A 23,239-nucleotide genomic window follows, 5' to 3' on the forward strand; every position below is an offset into this window, starting at 1 on the left:
GCGAGGGGTCACGCCGCCTTTCACCCGCACCTGCGAACCGCTAGGGTGGCCGCGTGACGGCGTTCCGGATCGGCGAGGCCGCCGAACTGCTCGGGGTCAGCGCGGACACGGTCCGCCGCTGGATCGACGCCGGGCGGCTGCCCGCCATCCGCGACGAGCACGGCCACCGGGTGCTCGACGGCGCCGACCTGGCCCCGTTCGTCCGCGCACCGGGCCATCCCGAGCTCTCCTCGGCCCGTAACCGGCTGCGCGGCATCGTCACGGCCGTCGTCAAGGACACCGTGATGGCCCAGGTCGACATCCAGGCCGGGCCGTTCCGGATCGTGTCCCTGATGAGCCGCGAGGCCGTCGACGACCTCGACCTCCAGGTCGGCTCGGTGGCCGTCGCCGTGATCAAGTCGACCACCGTCGTGGTGGAGCGCGCGCCGACGGGGCGGACCAACCCGTGACCGCACGGTGGATCCGCGCCACCCTTGCCGGGGTGGCCGCGCTGAGCCTGGCCCTGACCGGCTGCGGCGGCGCCGACGACGGGTCGAGCGCCGACCGGGGCGGCACGCTGACCGTCTTCGCCGCCGCCTCGCTCACCGAGACCTTCACGACGCTCGGCCGGGACTACGAGGCCGCGCACCCCGGCAGCCGGGTCGTCTTCAACTTCGCCGGCAGCTCGGCGCTGGCCACGCAGATCACCCAGGGCGCGCCGGCCGACGTGTTCGCGGCCGCCTCGCCCGCCACCATGAAGACCGTCACCGACGCGGGCGACGCCGCCGGGACACCGGCCGTCCTCGTCCGCAACCAGCTCGTCATCGCCGTGCCCAGGGGCAACCCGGACCGGATCGCCGGCCTGGCCGACCTGGCCCGGCCCGGGGCGAAGGTGGCGCTCTGCGCCGAGCAGGTGCCGTGCGGCGCGGCCGCGAGGACGGCCCTCGCCGCGGCCGGCGTGCGGCTCACCCCGGCCACCCTGGAGCAGGACGTCAAGGGCGCCCTCGCCAAGGTGAAGCTGGGCGAGGTCGACGCGGCGCTGGTCTACCGCACCGACGTCCGCGGCGCCGCCGCCGACCTGGACGCCGTCGAGTTCCCCGACTCCGCCCGGGCGGTCAACGACTACCCGATCGTGGCCCTGAAGCACGCCGGCAACCCGGCCGGGGCCCGCGCCTTCGTCGACCACGTCCGCTCCGACGCCGGCCTGGCCGTGCTCACCGCCGCCGGGTTCCAGGCCCCGCCGCGCCCGTGAGCCGACCCCCGCGCCGCCGGCAGCGGGTGCCGCTGGCGCTGCTGCTCCCCGCCGGGCTCGGGCTGCTCTTCCTCGTCCTGCCGCTGGCCGGGCTGCTCGCCCGGGCGCCCTGGACCACGCTGCCCCGGCGGCTCGCCCAGCCCGGCGTGCTCACCGCGCTGCGACTGTCCCTGGAGACCGCGACGGCCGCCACGCTGCTCTGCGTCGCGCTCGGCGTACCCCTGGCCTGGCTCCTGGCCCGGGTCGAGTTCCCCGGCCGGCGGCTGGTCCGCGCGCTGGTCACCGTGCCGTTGGTGCTGCCGCCGGTGGTCGGCGGGGTGGCGCTGCTGCTGGTCTTCGGCCGGCGGGGGCTGCTCGGGTCCTGGCTGGACGCCACCTTCGGGGTGACCCTGCCGTTCACCACCGCCGGCGTGGTGCTGGCCGAGGCGTTCGTGGCCATGCCCTTCCTGGTCATCGCCGTCGAGGGGGCGATGCGCGGCGCCGACCCCCGCTACGAGGAGGCGGCGGCCACCCTGGGCGCCGGGCGCTGGACCACCTTCACCCGGGTGACCCTGCCGCTGGTCGCCCCCGGGGTGGCGGCCGGCGCGGTGCTCTGCTGGGCCCGCGCGCTCGGCGAGTTCGGCGCGACCATCACCTTCGCGGGCAACTATCCGGGGCGGACCCAGACCATGCCGCTGGCCGTCTACCTGGCGCTGGAGACCGACGTGCAGGCCGCCATCGTGCTGAGCCTCATCCTGCTCACCGTCTCCGTGGCCATCCTGGCCGGGCTGCGCGACCGCTGGGTCGGTGTGACGTGACCGCCCCGCCCCTGCTCGACGCGCATCTGGTCGCCGACCGGGGCGCGTTCCACCTGGACGTGCGGCTGACCATCGGCGCCGGGGAGGTGGTGGCGCTGCTCGGCCCGAACGGGGCCGGCAAGACCACCGCCCTGCGGGCCCTCGCCGGGCTGCACCCGCTCACCGCCGGGCACCTCACCCTCGGCGACGCCGACCTCGACCGTCCGGACCGGCGGGTGTGGACCCCGCCCGAGCGGCGCCCGGTCGGCGTGGTGTTTCAGGACTACCTGCTCTTCCCGCACCTCAGCGCACTCGACAACGTGGCGTTCGGGCCGCGCCGCCGGGGCGCCGACCGGCGGGCCGCCCGCGCCCGGGCACGGGGCTGGCTGGACCGGGTCGGCCTGGGCGGGCAGGCCCGGCACAAGCCGCGCCAGCTCTCCGGCGGGCAGGCCCAGCGGGTCGCCCTCGCTCGCGCGCTCGCCGTCGAGCCGACCCTGCTGCTGCTCGACGAGCCGCTCGCCGCGCTCGACGCCCGGACCCGGCTGGACACCCGCGCCGAACTCCAGCGCCACCTCGGCGCGCACCCCGGCGCCACCCTGCTGGTCACCCACGACCCGCTGGACGCCCTGGTGCTCGCCGACCGGCTGGTCATCGTCGAGCAGGGGCGGGTGGTCCAGGAGGGCGACGCGGCGACCGTCACGGCCCGCCCCCGCACCGACTACGTGGCCCGGCTGGTCGGGCTCAACCTGCACCGCGGGCACGCCGACGGGCACGCCGTCACGGTCGGCGGCCTCACCCTCACCACCGCGGACACCGTGCGGGGAGAGGCGTTCGTGGCCTTCCCACCGGCCGCCGTCGCGCTGCACCCGGCCCGACCGGACGGCAGCCCCCGCAACGTCTGGCCGGCCACCGTGACCGGCGTGCAGCGGCACGGCGACAACCTGCGGGTCCAGCTCGCCGGGCCGGTCGACGTGGCCGCCGACGTCACCCCCGCCGCGGCGGCCCACCTCGGGCTGCGCCCCGGCCAGCCGGTCTGGGCGGCGGTCAAGGCCGCGGAGACCCGCGCGTACCCGGCGTGACGCACGCCGCTGGCCGGTCCACCCGAGCCGGTGGGAGGTTTGATGTCGGCCCACCCGGTCACTGAACAGGGGGAGCGATCACACGAAGGGGGAAACGGGGTGCCCGAGACGACACGGTTCCGGTCCAGTCAGGACGTCGTCCTGCCGGACGACGTCACCGACCCGCTGCTGTGGCGGGCGGCGTACGACGTGGCCGCGGCGCACCAGCCCGACGCGGCGGGACACTGCACCAGCCTGCTGTGCGCCGGGCGGAGCGCGCCGTGCGAGCCGATGGACAACGCCCGCCGGGCGATGCGGCTGGCCCGGGGCGCGCGGCGCGCCGAGTTCCGCGAGACCCGCGACCGGACCGCCCGCGACCGGCGCCGGGCGGCCTGAGCCGGTCGCGGCATCGCCTCAGTGCGCGGGAGAGAAGGCGGCGAGGAAGCGGTCCCGGAAGGCATCCATCCGCCACACCGGGGCCTGCGGGCCGGGCCGCAGCCCGTCCTGCCAGCCCCAGTCGGCGACCCGGTCCAGCACGGCCGGATCCTTGGCCACGATGGTGATCGGCACGTCCCGGCTGGCGCCCTCGCCGGTCACCGAGGCCGTCGGCTGGTGGTCACCGAGAATCACCAGCACCAGGTCGTCCCCGCCGTGGGTCAGCACGTACGACACCAGGGTGCCGAGACTGTACTCGATGGAGTGCGCGTAGTCGGCGCGGATCTGGGCGGCGTCCCGCTGCACGACGTCCCGGCTGCCGCCCGTGCTCGTGGACGCCGTGTGGAAGATGGTGCCGTCGCCGACCGCCGCCCAGGGCACCGGCTTCGGGATGGCCGACCAGGGGGAGTGGCTGGACACCAGCGGGATCTCCGCCATGAGCGGGGCGTGCGGGCGGTCCCGCTCCAGCCGCTGGAAGGTGGCCAGGGTGTACTGGTCGGGCATCGGCGCGTAGCTGAACTTCGGGCCCCGGTAGGCCAGCTTCTCGGCGTCGTAGTACCGGTCGTAGCCGAAGAACTCCCCCTCCGGCCAGGGCTGGGTGGCGGCCGGGAACACGCCGACCGTCTGCCACCCGGCGCGGTGGAATGCGCCGTTGAGGGTGAGCCGGTCCCCGGCCAGCAAGTCCCGGTGCCGCTGGTCGTTGTCGATCCACAGCCCGGAGAGCAGGGTGGCGTGTGCCAGCCAGCTGCCGCCGCCGAAGGTGGGCGAGGTGAGGAAGCCGCTGCGGGCGTCGTAGCCGCCCGCGCGCAGGCGACGGTAGCCGTCGTCGAGGACCGCGTCCACGCCCGGCGCGAGGGCCGGGTCCTCCACGGCGTCCCGGCCGTAGCTCTCCACGAACGTGACCAGGACGTCCTTGCCGCGCAGCCCGGTCAGCAGCCGGTCGCCGGACACGTCCCGGTAGGCGTCGGCCGTCATCTCCCCGGCGAACGCCGCCCGGTCCCGCAGGCCGGTCCGTACCTGGCCGACGTGCGACGCCACCAGGGCGGTCGTGGTCCGGTCGGCGACCGGCACGCCGGCGGCGAGGCGCACCCCGAACAGGGCGCAGCCCAGCCACAGCACGGCCAGGGCGGCGACCACCCGCGTCGCGCCGGCGCGGTGCCGCCCCACGAGCCGGGCCAGCCGCCGTGCCGCGAGCGCCACGAGCACGGGCAGGCCGGCCACCAGCAGCACCACCCCGACCGTCGCGGCGACGGCGGCGGCCCGGCCGGACGAGTCGGCCAGGTAGCCGTAGCCGTCGTCGAACAGCCCCCAGTCGAGCAGCACGTCGAACGGCCGGTCCCGGGCCACGAAGAAGCCCGTGTCCAGCAGCTTGACGACGGTCAGCAGGCCCAGCACCAGGCCGAGCGCCACGGCCACCGGCCGGCGGGCCCGATCCGGCAGGACGAGCAGCAGCGCCACCGCGACCAGGGCCTCCACCGGGATCCGCAGCACCGCGCCCGGCCCGGCCTCGGCCGGCCGGTCCGGCGCGACCAGCGCCGCCACCACCAGCAGCGCGGCCAGCCCGGTGAGCACCCCGGCGGCGACCCGACGGGTACGCGAGGCGTGCCGCGCCGGACCGGCGGGCAGCGCCGCGTCGCCGGGTGGCGTGGCGTCCCCGCCCGGCGTGGGCGCGGACGCGTCGGTGTCCGGGGCGGGGGTGGCCGGCCCGGCCGGCCGGTGGAGACGGATACGCAGTGGCACGAGGGCGTCCTTCGGCGAGGGGGAGGGAGGGGTCAGGCCGGCTGGTGGGCGACGATCCGGACGGCCACCGGCACCGGACGCGCCGGCGGGTCCGCCGGTCGTTCGCCGACGGGAACCGTCGCGCGCCGGACCGCACCGGCCGGGGCGGGCCCGGCGACCCGGGCGGGAAGGTCGGTCGGGCCGGTGCCGGCGGTCCAGGACGGGACGGCGCCCGTGCGGGGCCGAACCGGCCGGACGCCCGCGGACAGCGCGGTCGCGGCGGGTCGGAGGTCCAGCGCCGGGAGTGCGGTCGCGGCGAGCACGGCGGGGCCGGCTGCCGGGACGACCTCGACGGCGGGGACGGGCCGGGCCGCCGGGGCGACCGGGCGGCGCCGCCACAGCCAGGTGACGTCGCGGGCGAACGACTCGACCAGCAGGACCAGCGCGCCGGCGACCAGCGCCGCGGTGGCCGCCGGCGGCAGCAACCCGCTCGCCGCCACCGCGAGCACCACGCCCTGCGCCGCCGCGACCACCTTGCGCCAGAACCGGGGCGGCAGCGCGCCGCCCATCCAGGGCAGCGGCCAGCTCGCCGCCACGAACGCGTACCGCATCCCGCCGATGACCAGCACCCAGGCACCGACCGACGGGGCGAGGTGCACGCTGAGCACCAGGAGCAGGAAGGAGTCGACCTCCATGTCGAAGCGGGCGCCCAGCGCGCTCACCGTGCCGGTGCGCCGGGCCACCTGGCCGTCCACCGCGTCGAGCGCCAGCGCCACCGCGGTGAGCGGGACCAGCACGGCCACCGGCGCCGGCCCGCCGTCGACGACCAGGGCGAGCACCCCGCCGACCAGCAGCGCCCGGGCCAGCGTCACCCGGTCGGCCGGGCCGAGCCGGGCCGAGCCGGCCGCCCGCAGGCCGCGCCGGAGCAGCCCGCAGAGCACCCCCGCGTACGCGAGGCCGGCCAGCCAGCCCGCCACGCCGAGGCCCACCGTGCCGGCGAGCCCGGCCAGCAGGACGAACTGCGCGCTCAGCCCGACCAAGGGGCCATTTCGAACCGTGGACACCCTGCCTCCGTGTCTATGATCGACAACCCTGTCAGTCATCACGGGAAATTCGGCCGTCCGGTTCGGTCCGGATGCGGAAAAGAGGAGAATTCGTGACCGGTGACGCCCGCGCCTTCTGGCTCCGCGCCCCCGGCGAGGGTGAGCTCCGCCCGGTCACGCTCACCCCGCCCGGCCCCGGCGAGGTGCTGGTCCGCGCCCGCTACTCCGGCGTCAGCCGGGGCACCGAGACCCTGGTCTTCACCGGCCGGGTCCCCGCCGACCAGCACGCCGCGATGCGCGCCCCGTTCCAGGAGGGCGACTTCCCGGCCCCGGTGAAGTACGGCTACCTGAGCGTCGGCACCGTCGAGGCGGGCCCGGCGGAGCTGCGCGGGCGTACCGTCTTCTGCCTGCACCCGCACCAGACCGCGTACGTGGTGCCGGCCGACGCCGTGGTGGTCGTACCCGATGCGGTGCCGGCGGCCCGCGCGGTGCTGGCCGGCACCGTGGAGACCGCGGTGAACGCGCTCTGGGACGCCGCGCCGCTGGTCGGCGACCGGGTCACCGTCGTCGGCGGCGGCATGGTCGGCTGCTGCGTGGCCGCCGTGCTGGCCCGCTTCCCCGGGGTCCGCGTCGAGCTGGTCGACGCCGACCCGGCCCGGGCGGCGGTGGCCGCGGCGCTCGGCGTCGACTTCGCGCTGCCCGCCGACGCGGCCGGCGACCGGGACCTGGTGGTGCACGCCAGCGCCACGGCCGAGGGGCTGCAACGCGCGCTGGAGCTGCTCCGCCCGGAGCGCACCGTGCTGGAGCTGAGCTGGTACGGCGACCGCCCGGTCACCCTCACCCTGGGCGGGGCGTTCCACTCGAAGCGCCTCGGCATCCGCAGCAGCCAGGTCGGCACCGTGTCGCCCCGGCGTGCCGACCGCAGCTACGCCGACCGGCTGGCGGTGGCCCTGGACCTGCTCGCCGACCCGGCGTTCGACGCCCTCATCACCGGCCGGTCCCGCTTCGCCGACCTGCCCGACGTGCTGGACCGGCTCGCCTCGGGCCGGCTCCCCGCGCTCTGCCAGCTCATCACCTACGACGAGGAGTGACATGTTCAGCGTCACCGTCCGGGACCACATGATGGTCGCCCACAGTTTCCGCGGCGAGGTGTTCGGCCCGGCCCAGCGGCTGCACGGCGCGACCTTCGTCGTCGACGCCACCTTCCGCCGGCCGGAGCTGGACGCCGACGGGATCGTGGTCGACATCGGCCTGGCCACCGAGCAGCTCAAGGCGGTGCTCGGCGCGCTCAGCTACCGCAACCTGGACGACGAGCCGGACTTCGCCGGGGTGAACACCACCACCGAGGTGCTGGCGCGGACGGTGGCCGACCGGCTGGCCGGGGCGGTGCACGCCGGGCGGCTCGGCGAGGGGGCGCGCGGCCTGGCCGGGATCACCGTCACCCTGCACGAGTCGCACGTCGCGTGGGCCAGCTACGAGCGGTCGCTGTGACCGGATGACGGTCGTGCACGTGGTGCTGCCGGGCGACATCGACGACCCGGCGAGCCCCAGCGGCGGCAACGGATACGACCGCCGGGCCTGTCACGAGCTGGCCGCGCGCGGCTGGACGGTGCGGGAACACCCGGTGCCGGGCGGCTGGCCGCACCCCGAGCCGGGGGACCGGGCGGCGCTGGCCGGGGTGCTGGCCGCGCTGCCCGACGGCGCGGCCGTGCTGCTCGACGGCCTGGTCGCGTCGACCGTGCCCGAGGTGCTGGCCCCGCACGCCCGGCGGCTGCGCCTCGTGGTGCTGGTGCACCTGCCGCGGGAGGACGAGGTCGAGGGCCGGGCCCTCGCCGCGGCGACGGCCGTGGTCTCCACCAGCGAGTGGACCCGCCGCCGGCTGCTCGACCGCTACCGGCTCGCCGCCGACCGGGTGCGGGTCGCCCCGCCCGGGGTCGACGCGGCGCCGGTCGCCGCCGGCTCGCCGGAGGGCACCCGGCTGCTCTGCGTCGCGGCGGTCACCCCGCTCAAGGGGCACGACGTGCTCGCCGGCGCCCTCACCCGGGTTGCCGACCTGCCCTGGACGTGCGACCTGGTCGGCCCGCTCACCCGCGACCCGGACTTCGTCGCGCGGCTGCGCCGGCAGCTCGCCGACACCGGCCTCGCCGGCCGGGTACGGCTGGCCGGGCCGCTGACCGGGGCCGACGTGGCCGCCGCGTACGCCTCCGCCGACCTGCTGGTGCTGCCGTCCCGCCGGGAGACCTACGGGATGGTGGTCACCGAGGCGCTCGCGCGGGGCGTGCCGGTGCTGGCCAGCGACACCGGCGGCCTGCCCCGGACGCTCGGGCGCAGCCCGGACGGCGACCGCCCCGGCCTGCTGGTGCCCCCGGCGGACCCGGCGGCGCTGGCCGGCGCGCTGCGCCGCTGGCTCACGGACCCGGACCTGCGGGACCGGCTGCGCCGCGCCGCCCGGCAGCGGCGGGACACCCTCACCGGCTGGGCGGTCACCGGGGACCGGCTGGCCGCTGCCCTCAAGGAGGCCACGGCGGTATGACCACCTCGCTACTTCCCCCCGACTTCGCGGACTGGCTGCGCCTGCGCGAACCCGCCGACGCGGCGGCCCGCTCGGCCGACCTGCTCGACGCGGTCCGCCGCCGGCTGCCCGCCGACCGGCCGCTCGTCGTGCACGACCTGGGCAGCGGCACCGGCTCGATGGCCCGCTGGCTCGCCCCGCGGCTGCCGGGCCCGCAACGCTGGGTGCTGCACGAGCGGGACGCCGACCTGCTGGCGCTGGCCGCCGCCGGCGGGGCCGTCGCCGCCGACGGCAACCCGGTGACCGTGCTGACCCGCGACTCCGACATCACCCGGCTGGGTGCCGCCGACCTGGCCGACGCCCACCTGGTCACCGCCTCGGCGCTGCTGGACATGCTGACCGCCGGGGAGGTCGAGCGGATCGTGGCGGCCTGCGCCGGCCACCCCACCCTGTTCGCCCTCACCGTGCTCGGCCGGGTGCGGTTCACCCCCGCCGACCCGCTCGACGCCGAGTTCGAAGCCGCGTTCAACGCCCACCAGCGGCGGACCGCCGCCGGCCGGGCCCTGCTCGGCCCGGACGCCGTGGACGTCACCGTGGCGGCCTTCCGCCGCCGGGGCGTACCGGTTCGGGTCCGGTCCAGCCCGTGGCGCCTCGGCCCGGAGCAGGCCGCGCTCACCGCGGAGTGGCTGGTGGGCTGGCTCGACGCGGCCGTCGAGGAGCGCCCGGAGCTGGCCGGGGTGGCCGGGGGGTACCGGGAGCGGCGGCTCGCCGAGGCGGCGGACAGCCGGCTGCGGGTGATGCTGCACCACGCCGACCTGCTCGCCGGGTGAACCGGACCGGCCGGCGGCACGTGACAACAGATGGACCGAGGGAGGACCACTCTTGTCACACGCCGCCGTCGCCGGGCGCGTCCCGGCCGCCGCGTCCGCGCCGGCCCGGTCGTTCTGGGCCTGGGCCCGCCCGCTCGCCGGGCTCGCCGTGCTCGCCGCGCTGGTCTGGTCGGTGGGCACCGGCCCGTTCCTGGCCGGGCTGCGGCTGATCGACGCGCCGGCGCTCGCCGCCGCGCTCGGGATCGGCGCAATCACCACGGTCTGCTGCGCCTGGCGCTGGTCGCTGGTCGCCGGCGGGCTGGGCGTACGGCTGCCGCTGCGGGCCGCGGTCGCGCACTGCTACCGGGCCGTCTTCCTCAACTCCACCCTGCCCGGCGGGGTGCTCGGCGACGTGCACCGGGCGGTCCGGCACGGCCGGGACGCCGGGGACGTGGCCCGGGGCGTCCGCGCCGTGGTCTGGGAACGCACGGCCGGGCAGGTGGTCCAGCTGGTCATCGCGGTGGCGGTGCTGGCGGCGCTGCCGTCCCCGGTCCGGCCGTACCTGCCGGTGGTGGCCGCCGGGCTGGCAGCCGTCGCGCTGGCGCTGGCGCTGGCCGCCCGGGCGGTGCCCCGCTCCGGGGCGTCCCGCTGGGCCCGCGCGGCGCGTACCGCGGTCGCCGACGTCCGGGCCGGGCTGCTCGCCCGGCGCACCTGGCTGGGCGTGGTGACGGCCTCCGCCGTGGTGGTCGCCGGCCACCTGGCCACCTTCGTGGTGGCGGCGCGCACGGCCGGCGCCGACGCGCCGCTGTCCCGGCTGGTGCCGCTGACCCTGCTGGCCCTGCTGGCCATGGGGCTGCCCACCAACGTGGGCGGGTTCGGGCCGCGCGAGGGGGTCGCTGCCTGGGCGTTCGCCGCCGCCGGCCTCACCGCCGCGCAGGGCGTCGCCACCGGCACGGTGTACGGGGCGCTGGTCCTGGTGGCCAGCCTGCCGGGCGCCGCGGTGCTGCTGATCCACCGCCGTCCGGCTACGGAGCCCGGCGACTGTCGGTGATCCCGCCTACGGTGAGGGTGCGAGGTGTGTGTTGCCGGCACGTCCGGCAGCCGCGGACGAAGGAGAAGCATGGACGAAACTCTGCCCGCCGCGACGGTCCGGACCGAGGTCACGGTCCCCCTGCGGTTTCCGGACGGCTATGTGACCACCGCCCGGGTGCACTCCTTCCACGGCCTGGTCGACGGCCGCGAGCACCTCGCCATCGGGCTCGGTGAGCGGCGCGACCCGGACAGCTCACCGCCGCTGGTCCGCCCGCACAGCGAGTGCCTCACCGGGGACGTGTTCGGCAGCCAGCGTTGCGACTGCGGCCCGCAGCTGCGCGAGGCGGTCGAGCGGATCGCCGAGGCCGGCGGCTACCTGCTCTACCTGCGGCAGGAGGGCCGGGGCATCGGCCTCTACGCCAAGCTCGACGCGTACGCCCTGCAGGACGGCGGCCTGGACACCTACGAGGCCAACGTGGCGCTCGGCCGGGGCCCCGACGAGCGCGACTACACGGTGGCCGCGCAGATGCTCGCCGCGCTGGGCGTGACCCGGGTGGCGCTGCTCAGCAACAACCCGGACAAGGCCGCCCAGCTGGAGCGGCTGGGCGTCACGGTGGTCGACCGGGTGCTCACCGGCGTGCACCTGTCCCCGGCGAACGCGGGCTACCTGGCGGCCAAGGTGACCCGCGCCGACCACGCCCTCGACCTGCCGTTCGTGCCGTGACCAGCCGGCCGTACGTGCTGCTCAGCTGCGCGATGTCGATCGACGGCTACATCGACGACGCCACCACCGAGCGGCTGCTGCTCTCGAACGACGCCGACCTGGACCGGATCGACGCGGTGCGGGCCGGCTGTGACGCGATCATGGTGGGCGCCGCCACGGTCCGCCGCGACGATCCCCGGCTGCTGGTGCGCAGCGAGCGGCGGCGGGCCGAGCGGGTAGCGAGCGGCCTGCCACCGTGCCCCGTGAAGGTCACGGTCACGGCCAGCGGCGATCTCGACCCGACCGCCCGGTTCTTCACGATGGGGGAGGGGGCGAAGCTGGTCTACTGCCCGAGCGGCGTGGCCGAGAAGACCCGGGAGCAGGTGGGCGCGGTGGCCACCGTGGTCGACGCGGGTGACCCGGTCACCCCCGAGGCGGTCCTCGCCGACCTGGCCGGGCGGGGCGTCGGCCGGCTCATGGTGGAGGGCGGGGGCACCGTGCACTGCCAGTTCCTCACGGCCGGCGTCGCCGACGAGCTGCACCTGGTGGTCGCGCCGTTCTTCGTGGGCGACGGCCGGGCGCCCCGGTTCGTCGCGGACGGCCGCTTCCCGTGGCATTCCGGCCGCCGAGCCCGGGTCGTCGAGGTACGCCAGATCGGCGACGTGGTCCTCACCCGCTACGCCCTCTCCGACCGCTGCGAGGTGTAACGGCGCGCCCGACCGGTGTGCCGCGACCCCCGTCAGCTCGGTGACGCGCGGCCGGTCAGGATGCCGGCGTCGGCAGGCCGAGCGCGTCGTCGACGCGGTTGAGCACCGCCACGTCGTCGGTGCCGAGACCGCGCAGCAGGTCGATGGCGGTGGACCGCACCTGCCCGACGATCATGACGACGGGCAGCGGCGGGTCGGACTCCAGCAGCTCCGCGCCGAGCCGCACCGCGGCCAGCGCGGCCTCCTCCGCGCGCCCCGCGTGCCGGTCGGCGCCCTGGCCGGTCAGGTCGTTGGCCAGGGCTGCGCCGGCGGCGCGTACCGCCTCGGCGAGCGAGCGGATCGCCGCGCCCAGTTCGCGTGGGGCGGCCGTGTGCAGCCGGGCCAGCGTGACCCCGTTGCGGGCCAGCACCCGGATGTTGCGTACCGCGTAGTCGAGCTGCCGGGCGGTGGCCTCGACCTGTTCGAGCTGGCCGAGGTGACGGCGGCGGCGGACCCGCAGCCGTAGCGTCTCGGCGCAGGCCCGCACCGCGGACCGAAGGCGTTCCACGCAGCCGTCCACCTCCCGGGCCCGGTCCAGCGCCGCCTGGGCGGCCTCGGCGTCACAGCGGTCCAGCGCGGCGTTCACCCGGTCGAGCAGGTCGGCGAGGTCGGCGTACGTCCGGCGGGCCTCGGCGACCAGCGGGGCCAGGGGATCCCGGGCCACCACGAGCTGACTGGCGGCGAGGGCGACCGCCCCGCCGATCAGCGCGTCGACGAACCGGAACGGGGTGAACTCGCCCTTCGGCGCGGCGACCACCACCAGGTAGAGCGCGGAGACCGTGGTCTGGATGACCAGGGTGCTGCTCGCCCCGGCCGCCACCGTGACGCCCAGGGTGAGCAGCAGGACGAGGAGCATGGTCGCCGTGCCGGGGCCGAGGGCGTGCACCACCAGGTCGGCGACGAGCACCCCACCGGCCACCCCGAGCACCAGCTCGATGGTCTGCCGTACCCGCTGGCCCCGCGATTCGCCGAGCACGATCAGCGCCGCGCTCGGCGCGAAGAACGGGTCCGGGTGGCCGATCAGCCGCGCGGCGATCAGCCAGGCCACGGTCGCGGCGAGCGCGGCCTCCACCACCGGCACCCACGCCTGTCGCAGCCGCCCCACGGCGGCCTTCCACCATTCGCGCACCGGCGCCGTCCTCCTCTGACGGACCGGCGCACCCACGGAATCTCCGCTCCGGCCGTAGCTGCTCCTACCCCCGAAGTTGATCGTCGTAACCCGACCGTCCACTCCGGCGACGGCCGCTGCCCGACCGGGACGGGGAACGGGGCCGGGCCGCCGGGGTCAGAGCACCTGGGACAGGAAGCGGCGCAGCCGGGGATGTTCCGGAGCCTCGAAGACGGCGGCCGGCGGGCCGGCCTCCAGCACGACGCCGGCGTCCATGAAGGCCACCGTGTCGGCCACCTCGCGGGCGAAGCCCATCTCGTGGGTGACCACGACCATGGTCATGCCGGCGGCCGCGAGGTCGGCCATGACCCCGAGCACCCCCTTGACCAGCTCGGGGTCGAGTGCCGAGGTGGCCTCGTCGAAGAGCATCACCTGCGGCCGCAGCGCGAGGGCCCGGGCGATGGCCACCCGCTGCTGCTGCCCGCCGGAGAGCTGCGCCGGCCGGGAGTCGGCCTTGTGGGCCAGCCCGACCAGGTCGAGCTGGGCGCGGGCGACCTGCGCCGCTTCGTCCTCGGAGAGCTTCTTGAGCCTGCGCAGCGCGAGGGTGAGGTTGCGCAGCACGGTCATGTGCGGGAACAGGTTGAACTGCTGGAACACCATCCCGATCCGCTGGCGCAGCGCGTCCGGGTCGTCGCCCAGCACGCTGCGCCCGTCCAGCAGCACGTCACCCCGGTCCGGCTCGATGAGCCGGTTGATCGTCCGCAGCAGCGTCGACTTGCCGGAGCCGGACGGGCCGATCACGCAGGCGGTCCCGCCCCGGGCCACCTCCAGGTCGGCGCCGCGCAGCACCTGGTGCTGACCGAAGGCCAGGTGCACGTCGCGGACGGCCAGGCTGACCGAGGTGGCGGTGGTGGTGCTCATCGCGGGTCCTTTCCGGCCGGTGCCGGCGCGCCGGCGGGGTCGAGCTCGACGTCGAGGTCGGGGGCGGCCACCGACCGGCCCTGCCGCAGCCGCCGGTCGATCCCGTTGACGGCGTGGGTGAGCGGCACGGTCAGCACCAGGTAGAACAGGCCGGCCAGCAGCAGCGCGGACTCGTTGCCGGTGGTGGCCGCGTAGTCCTGGCCGATCCGGAAAAGTTCCCGCTGGCTGGCCACCAGGCCGAGGAAGTAGACCAGGCTGGAGTCCTTGATCAGCGCGATGAGCTGGTTGACCCAGGCCGGCAGCACCCGGCGTACGCCCTGGGGGACGATGACCAGGCGCATGGCCTCACCCCAGGAGAAGCCGAGCGCCCGGGCCCCCTCCAGCTGGGCGGCCTCCACGCTCTGGATGCCGGCCCGGAAGATCTCGCCGATGTAGGCGGCGGCGATCAGCGACAGCGCCAGCACGCCCAGCGGGTAGGGGTTCGGGCCCCACACCTGCATGCCCAGCGGCGCCAGGCCGACGCCGATGAGCAGGATCGTCGCCGCCGCCGGCAGGCCGCGGAACACGTCGGTGTAGACCCGGGCCGGCCACCGCAACCAGCGGGTACGCGAGATGCCCGCGACGGCCAGCAGCATGCCCAGCACCGAGCCGAGCAGGGCGGCGGAGACCGCCAGGAGCAGCGTGTTGGGCAGCCCGACGGTCAGCATCTCGGGCAGCGCCTCGCGCATGGCGTCCCAGTCGAAGAAGGTCTCCCACAGGGTGCTCAGTGGATCCATGTCTCCGTCCGCCCCGCTCGTCTCCGTTGTTCCGCGTCTCCGTCGTCAGGTCAGGAGGCCGCCGACGGCGACGGCACGGCGACCGTGCCGCTGCCCGGCGTGAAGTCGGCCGGGATGGGCCGGCCCGGGTAGTACTGCGCCTGGAGCCGGCTCCAGGTGCCGTCGGCGATCACCTCGTCGAGGCCCTTGTCCAGCGCCTCGCGCAGCTTGTCGTTGCCCTTGGCCACCGCGTACGCGGTGGGGGCCGGGCTGAGCTGCTTCGCGGCCACGGTGATCTTGCCGCCGCTGTCCGCGGCGGACTTGTCGCCGATCTCGGCGGGGGCGATCCAGGCGTCCGCGGTGCCGGCCTTGAGCTGGTTGATCGCGCCGTTGTAGTCCGGGACCCGGACCGGGTTCAGCTTCTCGCGGGTGGCGTAGTCGTCCTGCACGGTGCCCTGCACGACGACCACCCGCTTGCCGGCGAGCTGGTCGAAGCCGGTGATCGGGGAGCCGGCGGGCACGTCCAGCCCGAAGTAGCCGAAGTCGTAGCCGTTGCCGAAGTCGACGGTCTTCTTCCGGGCCTCGGTGATGGTGATGGAGGAGCTGCCCACGTCGAACTTGTGGTTGTTGACCTGGGCGAGCAGGGCGGAGAAGTCGGTGCCCACGAACTCCACCTTCAGGCCGGCCTTTCCGGCGACCGCGGTGAGCAGGTCGTTGTCGAAGCCGGTGAACTTCCCGTCCTTCAGGTAGACGTTCGGCGGGGCGTCGGTGAGGGTGCCGGCGCGCAGCACGCCGGCCTGCAGCAGGCCGTACGGGTTGGCGGCCTCGCTCGTGGAGCCGTTGTCGCCGCAGGCGGTGAGGGCGGTCGCGGTGAGCACGGCGGCGGCGCCGAGCGCGGCGGCGCGGGTCAGGGCGGTACGGAATCGCACAGGTGTCTCCAGGGTCTCAGGCGGCGTGGGCGCACGCCGCCGACGGCGCGCCCGGGGTCGGGCGGGCCGGAAGGGATGGTGCGGAGGTGGGGGAGTGGCGCTCAGCGCGCGTCGGGGCGGCGACAGGCGTCGCTGCACACCCGCATCAGGTCGACGTGCCGCCGCTTGACCAGCGCGAAACGCGCCGGGTAGGCGATGCCGTCGGCGGGCGGGGTGCGGAGCTGAGCAGACATGGTTCCCTCGGGTCGGTGATGACCTGGGTACCAGGCCACGCTTGCACCGGCGGCTGCCGGTGCCTGGTCCTCACCCGGGGCACCCCACCGCGGAGGAGGGTTGCCGGCCAGCGAGCCGGGGCTTGGCGCTGGCGCTCATGACCTGCCGAGAAGGCTAGCAGGAGGCCGGCCGGGACCGTCCAGCCGTTATGACCACGCTCACGCCCGGGCCTTACCGCGAGCGGGCATGACCGGGGCGTCGCGCCCGGTGCCGTGCCGCGACGGCGTCCGCTGCTCGTGGTAGTCCTGCTCGACGTTGACCGTCCAGACGTCGTGGCCGGCGCCGTGGGCGATGTTCTCGGCGGCCAGCATCGCGGTGAGCATCGAGTGGTCGGCGTTGTTGTAGCGGTGCATCCCGTTGCGCCCCACCGGGTGCACGTTCGGCGCCTCGCGGGCCAGCCAGTCCCGGATCACGTCCACGTTGTGCTGGTAGCGCTCGTCGTAGACCGGGTACGCCTTCGGCATCCGGACCACGTAGCCGGCCTCCACGCAGCCGGGGCGGACCAGGCGCAGCCGCTCCAGCTCGGCCGTGGCGAAGGCGACCAGGTCCGCGTCCGGGGTCCGCCACATCTCGTCGTCCTCGAAGACGAAGTACTCCAGCCCGAGGCAGGTCCGCCCGTCCTTCACCAGGTACGGCGACCAGGAGCCGAAGTTCTGGATCCGGCCCACCTTGGCCGCCGGGTCGTGCACGTAGATCCAGTTGTCCGGGAAGGAGAACTCCTCCGGCACCACCAGCGCGACGGTCAGGAAGTCCCGGTAGCGCAGGTCCTCGGCGGCGGCCCCGACCTCCGGTGGTGCCTCGGGGCGCATGGCCCGCACCAGCGCGGAGATCGGCATCGAGGAGATCACGTGGTCGGCCTGTTCGGTGCGCGCCCCGTCGCCGTCGACCACCGTCACGGCGGTCGCCCGGCGTGCGGCCGGGTCCCGGTGCACCTCGGTCACCCAGGTGTTCAGCCGGACCGTGCCGCCCCGCTTCTCCACCTCCTCGGCGCAGCGCTCCCACATCATCCCGGGGCCGTGCTTCGGGTACTGGAACTCCTCGATGAGGCTGGTGACGTCCGTGCGGTTGCGCCGGGGCAGCAGCGCGTTGAGCACCGCCGTGGACAGCGACAGGTTCTTGATCCGCTGGGCGGCCCAGTCGGCCTGCAACTGGTCGGCCGGCATGCCCCAGACCTTCTCGGTGTAGGTCTTGAAGAACTTCGAGTAGAGCCGCCAGCCGAACCGGGCCGACACCCACCCCTCGAAGTGCGACTGGTCCTTCGGCGGGCGCAGCCGCGCCCGCCCGTACGAGCCGACGCAGCGCAGCGCCTCCACCAGGCCGAGGTTGCGCAGCGCGTTGCCGGCGCTGAGCGGGTAGTCGTAGAGCGCGCCCCGGTAGTAGATCCGGCTCATCCGGGGCCGGAGCAGGAAGTCCTCGTCGGGCAGGATCTCGTGCCAGAAGTCCTCCACCCGGGAGACCTTCGTGAAGAACCGGTGCCCGCCGATGTCGAACCGCCAGCCGTCCCGCTCCACCGTGCGGCTGATCCCGCCGACCACGCCGTCGGCCTCGTAGACCCGGACCGGCTCGCCGTGCCGCAGCAGCTCGTACGCGGCGGTCAGCCCCGCGGGCCCCGCCCCGATGACCACGGTCCCGTTGCCGTCACCCATGCCGTCCGCGCCCCCCGCCACCAGCCTGCCGATGCGGCAGCGCCCTTACCCGTCCTGCCGGCCGACTCACCTGCGGCGGCGATCCGCCATTCCCGGGTCACCCCTTCGGGGCGGGCGGGTGTGAACCGGGCCGGAACGGGGATGCGCGGACGGTTTCCCGGTCCGGGGGTCGGTCGCGGGGCGACCGGTGGGAGCGGGATGGGAGACGAGCGGCGGCCCGGGACGACCGGTCGCCCCGCCGCGTCGCGGTGGCCGGGTGCGCCGGCCCGGCTGGCGTCGGCGGGCGGGCGGCTGGCCGCGCGGATCCCCGCGCCCTGGGGCTTCGTGCTCGCCGTCTTCGTCGGCTCGAAGGTCGTGCTCAGCCTGGTCGGCGTGCTCGTGCTGACCGCCTGGGACGGGGTGCCCGGCGCGCCGCCCGCCGACGAGGCGATGATGCGTACCCAGCAGAACCAGGTGTCGTCGCACCGCTGGTTCTCGCTCTGGTTCGCCTGGGACTCGTTCCTGTACGACCACCTGGCCCGGCTGCCGCTGGACCGGCCGTGGAACGACTTCGGCTTCCCGTTGCTCTACCCGTTCCTGGCCCGGCCCCTCGCGCCGCTGCTCGGCGGGCACACCGCCTGGGCGCTGCTGGTGGTGGCCAACGTGGCGCTGGTGTTCCAGCTCTGGTTCGCGTACCGGCTGGGGGCCCGGCTGCTCGGCGCGGACGACCCGGACGGCGCGGGCGCGGACGGGCGGCGGGCCGTGCGGTACCTGCTGCTCCTGCCGACGGCGTTCCTGTTCCAGGCGGCGCTGACCGAGTCGCTCTTCGTCTGCCTCGCCCTGGCCGCGTTCTGGTACGCCGAGCAGCGCCGCTGGCTGGTGGTCGGGATCGTCGGCTACTTCCTGGCGATGAGCCGCTCGGTCGGCTTCGTGGTGGTGATCCCGCTGGCCCTGGTGCTGCTGCGCCAGCACGGTTGGCGCCTCGATCCGCGCAGCCTCGCCCGGTACCTGCGGCTGGGCTGGCCCCTGCTGCTGGTGCCGGCCGGCTGGCTGACGTTCATGGCGTTCTGCCGCTGGCAGGGCGGCGACTGGTTCGCCTACCAGCACGCCCAGGAGAAGGGCTGGGGGATCAGGGTGCAGAACCCGTTCGGGGTGGCCGGGTCGGCGCTGGTCGGCGACAACTCGGCCAACGCGTTCCGGGTCTGGATCGCCGTGGCCATGCTGCTCGTGGCGGTCGTCGGGCTGCGCCGGCGGGCCGACTGGCCGTACCTGGTCTACACGGTGATCGTGGTGCTGGTGCCGCTGTCGATGGGCCCGCCGGTGTACAAGAGCCTGCTGCGCTACCTGCTGGCCGCGTTCCCGGTGGCGCTGGTGCTGGCGCGCTGGGCCCGCCGGCCCGGCCTCGACGGCTGGCTCACCGCCGGGCTGGCGCTGCTCCAGGGCGCGCTGTTCGCCGTGTGGCTGACCTACTGGACCCACCTCATCATCTGACCGCCGCCGGGCACGACGGCCGGCCGGGCCGCAGAATGGCCGGATGACCGACCGGCGGGTGACCCTCGACGACCTCGGCGCCTGGCTGATCAAGGGCAACGCGGACGCGGTGGACCTGACCGGCCGCTTCGCCGCCGACCCGACGGTGACCGGCTGGTGCGTCCGGCCCGGCTACCGCGTCCGCCTGATGCGGGCCGGGCAGCCCGTGGTGTTCTGGGCCAGCGGCAGCCGCGGCCGGGCGCCGTACGGGGTGTGGGGCCTGGGCCGCGTGGCGGCCGCGCCGCGCCCCGGCGAGCCGGGCGAGCCGTGGACCCTCCCGCTGGACCTGACCATCCTCGACGAGCGGCTGCGGGTGCGCCGGAAGCTGCTGCGCGCCGACGCGCGGCTGGCCGGGGCCGAGGTGTTCCGGCAGCCGCAGGCGGCGAACCCCTCGTACCTGACCGTGGCGCAGTTCGCCGCGCTTCACGATCATCTCCCCGGACCGCATGGTCCGGTCCGACCCGGGTAGATCGGATCCAGGCGGAGAAGCGAGGTGGGCGATGGCCGGGACGTGGTTGATGGGCGCGGGCGCCGCGACAACCAGGGGGCGGCCGACGGCCGTCCTGGTGGCGGTGCATCCCGAGGACGGCGACGGCAGTGGCCCGGGGAGCGAGACCTCGCTGGCCGAGTTGAGCCGCCTGGCCGACACCGACGGGCTGACGGTCGCCGAGTCGGTGGTGCAGAACCGGACCAGGCCCGACCCGGCCACCTACGTCGGCTCCGGCAAGGTGGACGAGCTGGCCGCGGTGGCCGAGCGGACCCACGCCGACGTGGTGATCGCCGACGGCGAGCTGAGCCCCGGTCAGGTGCGCAACCTCGAGGAGCGCACCGGGGTGCGGGTGGTCGACCGGACGGCCCTGATCCTGGACATCTTCGCCGAGCACGCCCGGACCAGCGAGGGCCGGGTGCAGGTGGAGCTGGCGCAGATCGCGTACCAACTGCCCCGGCTGCGCGGCGACGGCCGCGCGCTGTCCCGGGTGGGTGGTGGCCGGATGGCCGGCGGCGCCGGCATGGGTGTGCGCGGTCCCGGTGAGATGAAGCTGGAGACCCAGCGCCGCCGGCTGCGGCAGCGGGCCACCCGGCTGCGGGGCAACGTGCGCGAGCTGGCCCGGCGACGGGAGCGCAACCGCGGCCGCCGGGCCCGCAACCGGGTGCCCTCGGTGGCGATCACGGGTTACACCAACGCCGGCAAGTCCGCGCTGCTCAACCGCCTCACCGGGGCGGACGCGCCGGTCCAGGACGTGCTCTTCGCCACGCTCGACCCGACGGTGCGGCGGATCTCCACCGGCGACCTCACCTACACGGTCACCGACACGGTCGGGTTCGTCCGGCACCTGCCCCACCAGCTGGTCGACGCGTTCCGCTCGACGCTGGAGGAGGTGAGCGGCAGCGACCTGGTGCTGCACGTGGTCGACGCCGCCGCGCCGGACGCGCTGGAGCAGATCACCACCGTGCACGGCGTGCTGCACGAGATCGGCGCCGGGGACGTGCCCGAGCTGCTGGTGCTCAACAAGATCGACGTGGCGCCCCCGGAGTGGGTGGACGCGCTGTGCCGCGCCTGCCCGGAGGCCGTGCCGGTGTCGGCGCTGACCGGCGAGGGCGTCGACCGGCTGCGCGCCGAGCTGGCCGCCCGGCTGGGCCGCCGCTGAACGAAGCCGGGTCTTGCTATGCAACTCGTTGCATAGCAAGATGGCCGGCATGTCGCTGGAGCACGCCATCCTCGTCTCGCTCCTGGAGCAACCCGCCTCCGGCTACGAGCTGGCCCGGCGCTTCGACCGCTCGATCGGCCGCTTCTGGACCGCCACCCACCAGCAGATCTACCGGGTCCTCAAGCGGATGGAGCACGACGACTGGCTCACCGCCGAGGAGATAGGCCAGGAGGGGCTGCCGGACAAGAAGGTCTGGTCCGTCACCCCCACCGGCCGGTCCGCCCTGGTCACCTGGCTGCGCGCCCCGGTGCAGCCGGAGGCCGTCCGGCACGAGCTGGCCGTCAAGATCCGCGGCGCCGCGTTCGACGACGCGGCCGGCCGCGCCGCCCTGGTCGCCGAGGTCGAGCGCTACCGCGCCGACCACGAGGCCACCCTCGCCGGCTACCTGGCCGGCGAGCGCCGCGACTTCCCCGACACCGCCGGCCCGGACGCCCGCGCGGCCCTCCAGCACGTCGTCCTGCGCGGCGGCATCGCGTACGAGCGCATGGTGCTGGCCTGGCTCGGCGACGTCCTCGACACCCTGCGCCACCTCGACCCCGCCACCCCCAGGAAGGCGACCTCGTGACCGACCCGCTGCTGTTCCACCCGCACCGCTACGACCCCGCCCACCTCGACGAGACCTCCCGGCGCCTGCTGCGCGCCACCGTCGACTGGTTCGAGTCCCGCGGCAAGCGGGCCCTGGTGGACAGCTACAACCACCACGAGTGGTACGCCGACTTCCTCGACTTCGCCGCCAAGGAGGGGCTCTTCGCCACCTTCCTCACCCCGGCCGCGGACGGCGGCGGCGACCCGGACAAGCGCTGGGACACCGCCCGCAACGCCGCGCTCAGCGAGATCCTCGGCTTCTACGGCCTCGGCTACTGGTACACGTGGCAGGTCACCGTGCTCGGCCTCGGACCGGTCTGGCAGAGCGGCAACGCCGCCGCCCGGGCCCGCGCCGCCGCGCTGCTCGACGAGGGGCACGTCATGGCCTTCGGCCTCTCCGAGCGGCCGCACGGCGCCGACATCTACTCCACCGACCTGCTGCTCACCCCGGACGGCGCGGGCGGCTTCCGGGCCACCGGCGGCAAGTACTACATCGGCAACGGCAACGTCGCGGGGCTGGTCTCCGTCTTCGGCCGTCGCGCCGACGTGGAGGGCCCCGAGGGGTACGTCTTCTTCGCCGCCGACAGTCGGCACCCCGCGTACCGGCTGGTCCGCAACGTGGTCAACGCGCAGATGTACGTCAGCGAGTTCCGCCTGGAGGACTACCCGGTGCGGGCCGAGGACGTGCTGCACACCGGCCCGGCCGCCTTCGACGCCGCGCTCAACACCGTCAACGTCGGCAAGTTCAACCTCTGCACCGCCTCCATCGGCATCTGCGAGCACGCCATGTACGAGGCGGTCACCCACGCCCACCAGCGGATCCTCTACGGCCGGCGGGTCACCGACTTCCCGCACGTGCGCCGCGAGCTGACCGACGCGTACGCCCGCCTGGTGGCCATGAAGCTGTTCAGCGACCGGGCGGTCGACTACTTCCGCTCCGCCGGCCCCGACGACCGGCGGTACCTGCTGTTCAACCCGATGACCAAGATGAAGGTCACCACCGAGGGCGAGAAGGTCATCGACCTGCTCTGGGACGTGATCGCCGCCAAGGGCTTCGAGGCCGACACCTACTTCGACAAGGCCGCCAAGGACATCCGCGGCCTGCCGAAGCTGGAGGGCACGGTGCACGTCAACCTGGCGCTGATCCTCAAATTCCTGCCGAACTACCTGTTCCGGCCGGCCGAGCACCCGCCCGTGCCGACCCGGCGCGACCCGGCCGACGACGAGTTCCTGTTCGCGCAGGGCCCGGCCCGCGGTCTCGGCGCGATCCGCTTCCACGACTGGCGCGCCGCCTACGACGCGCACGCCCACGTGCCCAACGTGGCCCGGTTCCGCGAGCAGGCCGACGGGCTGGCCGCCCTGCTCGCCGCCCACGCGCCGGACGAGACCCAGCAGCGGGACCTGGACTTCCTGCTCACCGTCGGCCAGCTCTTCGCGCTGGTCGTCTACGGGCAGCTGATCCTGGAGCAGGCCGAGCTGACCGGTCTCGACCCCGACCTGCTCGACGAGATCTTCGACCTGCTGGTCCGGGACTTCTCCGCGTACGCCACCGAACTGCACGGCAAGGCGGCCACCACCGAGGCGCAGGCGGCCTGGGCCGTGGCGCACCTCCGGCGCCCGGTCACCGACGCCGACCGCACCGCCCGGGTGTGGCAGCGGGTGGTGGACCTCGCCGGCGCGTACGAGATGCACCCCTGACCGGTCGGACGGGGGCGCCCCGCGGCGCCCCCGCCCGGTAGG

24 protein-coding genes, 1 pseudogene and 1 riboswitch are annotated in these 23,239 nt (G+C 75.4%); of the genes and pseudogenes, 17 read left to right on the forward strand and 8 right to left on the reverse strand.

What is annotated here, in order from left to right:
• Nucleotides 1-53 precede the first annotated feature (53 nt).
• The 5 genes from ABZS80_RS07480 to ABZS80_RS07500 all read left to right on the forward strand — a co-directional run bounded on the left by ABZS80_RS07480 (nt 54) and on the right by ABZS80_RS07500 (nt 3,461).
• The gene (locus ABZS80_RS07480; protein WP_355054944.1) at nt 54-449 is read left to right on the forward strand and encodes a MerR family DNA-binding transcriptional regulator; all 396 of its coding nucleotides are present in this window, start codon (nt 54-56) and stop codon (nt 447-449) included.
• 11 nt (nt 450-460) lie between these two features.
• Nucleotides 461-1,231, forward strand: coding sequence for a molybdate ABC transporter substrate-binding protein (gene modA / locus ABZS80_RS07485; RefSeq protein WP_355055069.1), 771 nt, complete (start codon nt 461-463; stop codon nt 1,229-1,231).
• The gene (locus ABZS80_RS07490; protein WP_355054945.1) at nt 1,228-2,028 is read left to right on the forward strand and encodes an ABC transporter permease; all 801 of its coding nucleotides are present in this window, start codon (nt 1,228-1,230) and stop codon (nt 2,026-2,028) included. Before modA ends, ABZS80_RS07490 begins: the two co-directional genes overlap by 4 nt.
• Nucleotides 2,010-3,086 (forward strand): ABC transporter ATP-binding protein, encoded by a 1,077-nt coding sequence (locus ABZS80_RS07495; RefSeq protein WP_355055070.1) that lies wholly within the window; start codon nt 2,010-2,012, stop codon nt 3,084-3,086. Before ABZS80_RS07490 ends, ABZS80_RS07495 begins: the two co-directional genes overlap by 19 nt.
• 99 nt (nt 3,087-3,185) lie before the next feature.
• Nucleotides 3,186-3,461, forward strand: a complete 276-nt coding sequence (locus tag ABZS80_RS07500) for a hypothetical protein (RefSeq protein WP_355054946.1) — start codon at nt 3,186-3,188, stop codon at nt 3,459-3,461.
• An 18-nt stretch (nt 3,462-3,479) separates the two neighbouring features.
• Here the strand turns inward: ABZS80_RS07500 and ABZS80_RS07505 are convergent, their stop codons facing one another.
• On the reverse strand, nt 3,480-5,240 hold the full coding sequence (locus tag ABZS80_RS07505) for a sulfatase (RefSeq protein WP_355054947.1): 1,761 nt from the start codon (nt 5,238-5,240) through the stop codon (nt 3,480-3,482).
• Between the two features lie 365 nt (nt 5,241-5,605).
• Nucleotides 5,606-6,322 (reverse strand): annotated as a pseudogene (locus tag ABZS80_RS07510) (CDP-alcohol phosphatidyltransferase family protein); the annotation flags it as partial.
• Nucleotides 6,323-6,375: 53 nt separating this feature from the next.
• On the opposite strand from ABZS80_RS07510, the gene ABZS80_RS07515 reads away from it, so the two are divergent.
• The 7 genes from ABZS80_RS07515 to ABZS80_RS07545 all read left to right on the forward strand — a co-directional run bounded on the left by ABZS80_RS07515 (nt 6,376) and on the right by ABZS80_RS07545 (nt 12,025).
• Entirely contained in the window at nt 6,376-7,353 is a 978-nt protein-coding gene (locus ABZS80_RS07515) for a dehydrogenase (RefSeq protein WP_355054948.1), read from the forward strand.
• A gap of 1 nt (nt 7,354) precedes the next feature.
• Nucleotides 7,355-7,753, forward strand: a complete 399-nt coding sequence (locus ABZS80_RS07520) for a 6-carboxytetrahydropterin synthase (RefSeq protein WP_151463807.1) — start codon at nt 7,355-7,357, stop codon at nt 7,751-7,753.
• A 4-nt stretch (nt 7,754-7,757) separates the two neighbouring features.
• The gene (locus ABZS80_RS07525; protein ID WP_355054949.1) at nt 7,758-8,795 is read left to right on the forward strand and encodes a glycosyltransferase family 4 protein; all 1,038 of its coding nucleotides are present in this window, start codon (nt 7,758-7,760) and stop codon (nt 8,793-8,795) included.
• Nucleotides 8,792-9,604, forward strand: a complete 813-nt coding sequence (locus ABZS80_RS07530; RefSeq protein ID WP_355054950.1) for an SAM-dependent methyltransferase — start codon at nt 8,792-8,794, stop codon at nt 9,602-9,604. The genes ABZS80_RS07525 and ABZS80_RS07530 overlap by 4 nt, the downstream gene beginning before the upstream one ends.
• 52 nt (nt 9,605-9,656) lie before the next feature.
• Nucleotides 9,657-10,634, forward strand: a complete 978-nt coding sequence (locus tag ABZS80_RS07535) for a lysylphosphatidylglycerol synthase domain-containing protein (protein ID WP_355054951.1) — start codon at nt 9,657-9,659, stop codon at nt 10,632-10,634.
• 69 nt (nt 10,635-10,703) lie between these two features.
• Nucleotides 10,704-11,339 carry a GTP cyclohydrolase II gene (gene ribA / locus ABZS80_RS07540; RefSeq protein WP_151463811.1) on the forward strand — a complete coding sequence of 212 codons (636 nt, stop codon included), beginning with the start codon at nt 10,704-10,706 and terminating at the stop codon, nt 11,337-11,339.
• Nucleotides 11,336-12,025, forward strand: a complete 690-nt coding sequence (locus ABZS80_RS07545) for a dihydrofolate reductase family protein (RefSeq protein WP_355054952.1) — start codon at nt 11,336-11,338, stop codon at nt 12,023-12,025. Before ribA ends, ABZS80_RS07545 begins: the two co-directional genes overlap by 4 nt.
• A 55-nt stretch (nt 12,026-12,080) precedes the next feature.
• Here the strand turns inward: ABZS80_RS07545 and ABZS80_RS07550 are convergent, their stop codons facing one another.
• The 6 genes from ABZS80_RS07550 to ABZS80_RS07575 all read right to left on the reverse strand — a co-directional run bounded on the left by ABZS80_RS07550 (nt 12,081) and on the right by ABZS80_RS07575 (nt 17,696).
• Nucleotides 12,081-13,193, reverse strand: coding sequence for an FUSC family protein (locus ABZS80_RS07550; RefSeq protein WP_355054953.1), 1,113 nt, complete (start codon nt 13,191-13,193; stop codon nt 12,081-12,083).
• A gap of 156 nt (nt 13,194-13,349) precedes the next feature.
• Complete coding sequence (locus tag ABZS80_RS07555; RefSeq protein ID WP_355054954.1) at nt 13,350-14,093, reverse strand: amino acid ABC transporter ATP-binding protein; 744 nt, start codon at nt 14,091-14,093, stop codon at nt 13,350-13,352.
• The gene (locus tag ABZS80_RS07560) at nt 14,090-14,869 is read right to left on the reverse strand and encodes an amino acid ABC transporter permease (RefSeq protein ID WP_355054955.1); all 780 of its coding nucleotides are present in this window, start codon (nt 14,867-14,869) and stop codon (nt 14,090-14,092) included. The genes ABZS80_RS07555 and ABZS80_RS07560 overlap by 4 nt, the downstream gene beginning before the upstream one ends.
• Nucleotides 14,870-14,919: 50 nt before the next feature.
• A complete protein-coding gene (locus tag ABZS80_RS07565) occupies nt 14,920-15,777 on the reverse strand; it encodes an ABC transporter substrate-binding protein (protein ID WP_355054956.1) in 858 nt (285 codons plus the stop codon).
• Between the two features lie 101 nt (nt 15,778-15,878).
• Nucleotides 15,879-16,010, reverse strand: coding sequence for a hypothetical protein (locus ABZS80_RS07570; protein WP_255474577.1), 132 nt, complete (start codon nt 16,008-16,010; stop codon nt 15,879-15,881).
• 32 nt (nt 16,011-16,042) lie between these two features.
• Nucleotides 16,043-16,153: riboswitch (SAM riboswitch) on the reverse strand.
• Nucleotides 16,154-16,208: 55 nt separating this feature from the next.
• Entirely contained in the window at nt 16,209-17,696 is a 1,488-nt protein-coding gene (locus tag ABZS80_RS07575; RefSeq protein WP_355055071.1) for an NAD(P)/FAD-dependent oxidoreductase, read from the reverse strand.
• Nucleotides 17,697-17,894: 198 nt separating this feature from the next.
• Between ABZS80_RS07575 and ABZS80_RS07580 the strand changes: the two genes are divergently transcribed.
• From ABZS80_RS07580 to ABZS80_RS07600, 5 genes are read left to right on the forward strand one after another with little or no spacing between them, the layout of a single operon-like run.
• Complete coding sequence (locus tag ABZS80_RS07580) at nt 17,895-19,166, forward strand: hypothetical protein (RefSeq protein WP_355054957.1); 1,272 nt, start codon at nt 17,895-17,897, stop codon at nt 19,164-19,166.
• Between the two features lie 43 nt (nt 19,167-19,209).
• Nucleotides 19,210-19,674, forward strand: a complete 465-nt coding sequence (locus tag ABZS80_RS07585; RefSeq protein WP_355054958.1) for a hypothetical protein — start codon at nt 19,210-19,212, stop codon at nt 19,672-19,674.
• Between the two features lie 31 nt (nt 19,675-19,705).
• The gene (hflX, locus tag ABZS80_RS07590) at nt 19,706-20,854 is read left to right on the forward strand and encodes a GTPase HflX (RefSeq protein WP_355054959.1); all 1,149 of its coding nucleotides are present in this window, start codon (nt 19,706-19,708) and stop codon (nt 20,852-20,854) included.
• Between the two features lie 49 nt (nt 20,855-20,903).
• Nucleotides 20,904-21,479 carry a PadR family transcriptional regulator gene (locus ABZS80_RS07595; protein ID WP_355054960.1) on the forward strand — a complete coding sequence of 192 codons (576 nt, stop codon included), beginning with the start codon at nt 20,904-20,906 and terminating at the stop codon, nt 21,477-21,479.
• Nucleotides 21,476-23,197 carry an acyl-CoA dehydrogenase family protein gene (locus ABZS80_RS07600; RefSeq protein ID WP_355054961.1) on the forward strand — a complete coding sequence of 574 codons (1,722 nt, stop codon included), beginning with the start codon at nt 21,476-21,478 and terminating at the stop codon, nt 23,195-23,197. Before ABZS80_RS07595 ends, ABZS80_RS07600 begins: the two co-directional genes overlap by 4 nt.
• The last annotated feature ends 42 nt before the right edge of the window (nt 23,198-23,239 follow it).

This window comes from Micromonospora sp. NPDC005305, assembly GCF_040607315.1.
In the GTDB taxonomy this organism is placed as follows: domain Bacteria; phylum Actinomycetota; class Actinomycetes; order Mycobacteriales; family Micromonosporaceae; genus Micromonospora.